The organism is Skermanella sp., from assembly GCF_059503625.1.
On the sequence record NZ_JCACHA010000796.1, the window covers coordinates 5,332 to 9,388 of the forward strand.

Genomic DNA, 4,057 nt, shown 5'->3' on the forward strand with positions numbered 1-4,057 from the left:
CCGCATTCGACGGCTTGACCGAACCGCCGTAGAGGATGCGGGCCTGCCCGGGATTCTCGATCCGGCCGTCGATGGCCTTGCGGATATGCGCGTGGACCTCGGCGACGTCGGCAGCCGTAGGGGTCTTGCCGGTCCCGATCGCCCAGACCGGCTCATACGCGATCACGGTGTTGGCGGCGGTGGCGCCGGCTGGGATCGAACCCGCGACCTGGGTCCCGACCACGTCGAGCGCCTTGCCGGCCTCGCGCTGCTCCAGCGTCTCGCCGACGCAGACGATCGCGACCAGACCGGCCTGGTGCGCGGCGGATGCCTTCGCGGAAACCAGCGCGTCGTCCTCCCCGTGGTTCTGGCGGCGCTCGGAATGGCCGACGATGACGTGGGTGCTGCCCGAATCGGCAAGCATCGCGGCGCTGATGTCGCCGGTATGGGCGCCCGACTTCGACACGTGGCAGTCCTGGCCGCCGACCGCCAAGGGGGTGCCGGCCACGGCTTCGGCGACCGAATGGACGAGAGTCGCCGGGGGGCAGACGAGCATGTCGAACTTCACCGGGCCGGCGGCGCCCAGCCGTCCCGCCAGATCCTTCGCCAGTTCCAGCCCGGCGGCGCGGAGGCCGTTCATCTTCCAGTTTCCGGCTATCAGCTTGCGGCGCTCGGGCATGGGCTCCATCTCGATCTTCAATTGCGGTGTATGCGATGAGGACTGTTTAGCAAGTGCGGGCGGTAATTTCCACACTATGGGCCCGTCGCGCGGGTGGTAAATCGTCTGTTGCCGCTGTCCGGGCCGACACCTATGATGCCGCGCCGTCGGGGGTCTTGTCCCCGGCACCGTGATTATTGGCGCCGGATCGCCCGGCCTCCCGCTTTCAAGACGTTGGAACATGCTTCAAGCCCTGCGCAGCACCGTCGGCTCCTGGATCGTGAAGATCCTGTTCGTCCTCCTGATCCTCAGCTTCGGGGTCTGGGGCATCGGCGACATTTTCCGTGGCCGGACCGACACGACGGCGGCCGAGGTCGGCGGCGTGAAGATATCGACGGTCGAGCTGGACAACGCCTTCCGCCAGGAAGTGAACCGCCTGCGCCAGATGCTGGGCGGCCAGATCGATGCGGAACAGGCGCGTGCGCTGGGTCTGGTGAACCAGACGCTGGACCAGCTCATCCAGCGGCATCTGCTGACGCTGGCGGCTGATGACGCCGGGCTGCGGGTCGGCGATCCGCTGGTGCTGGGCCAGCTTCGGGCGGAGCCTGCCTTCCACAATCTGCTCGGACAGTTCGATCCGGAACAATTCCGGCGCGTGCTGGCGGCCAATCAGCTGACCGAGGACGCCTACGTCCAACTGCTCCGCACCGAGATCAAGCGAACCCAGGTCGTCGGCGCCGTCGCTGCCGGCGCTCAGGCGCCCGGCACACTGGTAGACGACCTGTTCCGCCGTCAGGCGGAGCGGCGGATCGCCGAAACCGTCCTGGTGCCGAATGCCGCCATGGGCGATGTCGGCATTCCGGACGATGCGGCCCTGGCGGCCTATCATCAGGAAAAGGCGGTCCGCTTCACCGCGCCCGAGTTCCGCAAGCTGACCGTCGGCAAGCTGACCGTCGAGGACATCGCCAAGGACATCACCGTTTCGGACGAAGATCTCCATGCCGCCTACGACGCCCGGGCGGCCGAGTTCCAGACGCCGGAGCGCCGGACCGTCGATCAGGTGCTGGTGGCGGACGAAGCGACCGCCCGCAAGATCGAGTCCTCGGCCGCCCAGGGCCAAAGCCTGGAAGAAGCGGCTACGGCTGCGGGAGCCGAGGTCCTGACGCTGAACAGCCTGGCGCGGGAAGACCTGCTGCCGGAACTGACCGGGCCGGTTTTCGGCTTGCAGCAGGGCGGCATCACCGCCCCCGTGCAAAGCCCGCTAGGCTGGCACATCGTGCGGGTAAGCGATATCGAAGCCGGCAGCACGCGCGCCTTCGAGCAGGTGCGCGACACAGTGCTTGCCGACGTGAAGCGCGACCGCGCCATGGATACCGTCTTCGAATCGGCGAACAAGGTCGAGGACGCGCTGGCCGGCGGCGCCAGCATCGAGGACGTGGCGCAGCGCTTCGGCCTGCGGCTGATCGAGGTTCCGGCGATCGACGCCAGCGGCCGCAAGCCGGACGGCGGCGCCGTCGAAGGACTGCCTGCGGCGCAGCAGGTCGCCCAGGCCGCCTTCGGTGTGCAGCAGGGATCCGCCACCACGCTGACGGAGACGCCGGACGGCGACTATTTCATCGCGCGGGTCGACGCGATCACGCCCGCGGCGCTCCGCCCGCTCGATACCATCAAGGCCGAGGTGATTGCCGCCTGGCAGGCGGATCAACGCGCCCAGCTTGCTTCCAGGAAAGCCGGCGAGATCGAGGAACGGCTGAAGGCCGGCAGTACGCCCCAGGACATCGCGGCAAGCGTCCCCGGCGCCGTCGCGGGCGTCACCCCTGCCCTGACGCGCGCGGGCCGCGAGAACGGCGGACTGCCTCCCGGACTGGTGCAGCGCCTGTTCGAGATGAAGCAGGGCGAGGTCGCGACGGCGCCGACCCAGGACGGGCAGATCGTCGTCCGCCTGAGGGATATCCAGGGCGCCGATCCGGCTGCCGCCGATGCGCAGGTGGCCCAGGTGCGCCAGGGCGTCCAGCAGGCGATGGCCGGCGACCTGCTCGCCCAGTTCACCGATGCGCTTCGTCAGCGTTACCCGGTGTCGATCCACCAGTCGACCATCGATACAATGTTCCAGCGGAACTGACCCATCATGAAGGCGCTCCCCGCCCGTTCCGGCTTCGGCGAAACCTATGCGGCGGGCAAGCCGCAGGTCGTCTGGACCACCCTCGTCAGCGATCTGGAAACCCCGGTTTCGGCGATGATCAAGCTGGCGGACGGCCAGTCCAACTGCTTCCTGCTGGAGTCGGTGACCGGCGGCGAGGTCCGTGGCCGGTACTCCTTCATCGGTCTGAAGCCGGACCTGATCTGGCGCTGCAACCGCGACAAGGTCGAGATCAACCGGCGTGCCCGCGTCGATGCGGAAGCGTTCGAACCCAGCGGCGAGCCGCCGCTTCAGGCCCTGCGTTCGCTGCTGGCGGAAAGCCGGATCGATCTGCCGGCGGAATTGCCGCCCATGGCCGCCGGGCTGTTCGGCTATCTCGGCTATGACATGGTGCGGCTGATCGAACGCCTGCCGGACGACAACCCGGACATGCTGGGAATCCCCGACGCCATCCTGATGCGGCCGACCATCATCGCGGTGTTCGACGGCATCCAGAACCAGATCACACTGGTTACCCCAGTCTGGCCGGCCGACGGCATGAACGCCGACTTGGCCTACGACCTTGCGCTGGAGCGGCTTGGCGACGCCATCTCCGACCTGGAGCGCAACCTGCCGTACCGGCGTGAGGCGGCCAATGCGGTGCGCCCGCTGCCGGAGCCCGTGTCCAACACGACGCGGGAGGAATACCATGCGATCGTGGAGCGGGCGAAGGAGTACATCCGGGCCGGCGATATTTTCCAGGTCGTCCCGTCGCATCGTCTCAGCGTGCCTTTCGAGCTGCCCCCCTTCAGCCTGTACCGGGCGCTCCGCCGGCTCAATCCGTCGCCTTTCCTGCTGTACCTGGATTTCGGCGATGGCTTGAGCATCGTCGGGTCAAGTCCCGAGATCCTGGTGCGGCTGCGCGACGGGAAGGTGACGATCCGTCCGATCGCCGGGACGCGCAAGCGCGGCGCCACGCCCGAAGAAGACAAGGCCCTGGCCGCCGACCTGCTGTCGGACCCGAAGGAGTTGTCCGAACACCTGATGCTTCTGGATCTCGGGCGCAACGACGTGGGCCGCGTCGCTCAGATCGGCAGCGTGACGGTGACCGAGCGCATGGTGATCGAGTACTACTCGCACGTCATGCACATCGTCTCCAACGTCGAAGGGACGATCGATCCGCAGCACGACGCGCTGGACGCCCTGTTCGCTGGCTTCCCCGCCGGCACCGTCTCGGGTGCTCCGAAGGTGCGGGCGATGGAGATCATCGACGAGCTGGAAAAGGCCCGGCGCGGCGTCTA

General features: G+C 67.8%; 3 protein-coding genes. 2 read left to right on the plus strand and 1 reads right to left on the minus strand.

The window, feature by feature from the left end; translation table 11 throughout:
- The coding region (gene tpiA, locus AC5JJ6_RS28175; RefSeq protein WP_496045244.1) for a triose-phosphate isomerase at positions 1-658 on the minus strand (658 nt) is incomplete at its 3' end.
- Between the two features lie 220 nt (positions 659-878).
- On the opposite strand from tpiA, the gene AC5JJ6_RS28180 reads away from it, so the two are divergent.
- A complete protein-coding gene (locus tag AC5JJ6_RS28180; RefSeq protein ID WP_496045241.1) occupies positions 879-2,759 on the plus strand; it encodes a SurA N-terminal domain-containing protein in 1,881 nt (626 codons plus the stop codon).
- A 6-nt stretch (positions 2,760-2,765) separates the two neighbouring features.
- Positions 2,766-4,057: anthranilate synthase component I family protein (locus AC5JJ6_RS28185; RefSeq protein ID WP_496045242.1), on the plus strand; the 1,292-nt coding region annotated here is incomplete at its 3' end.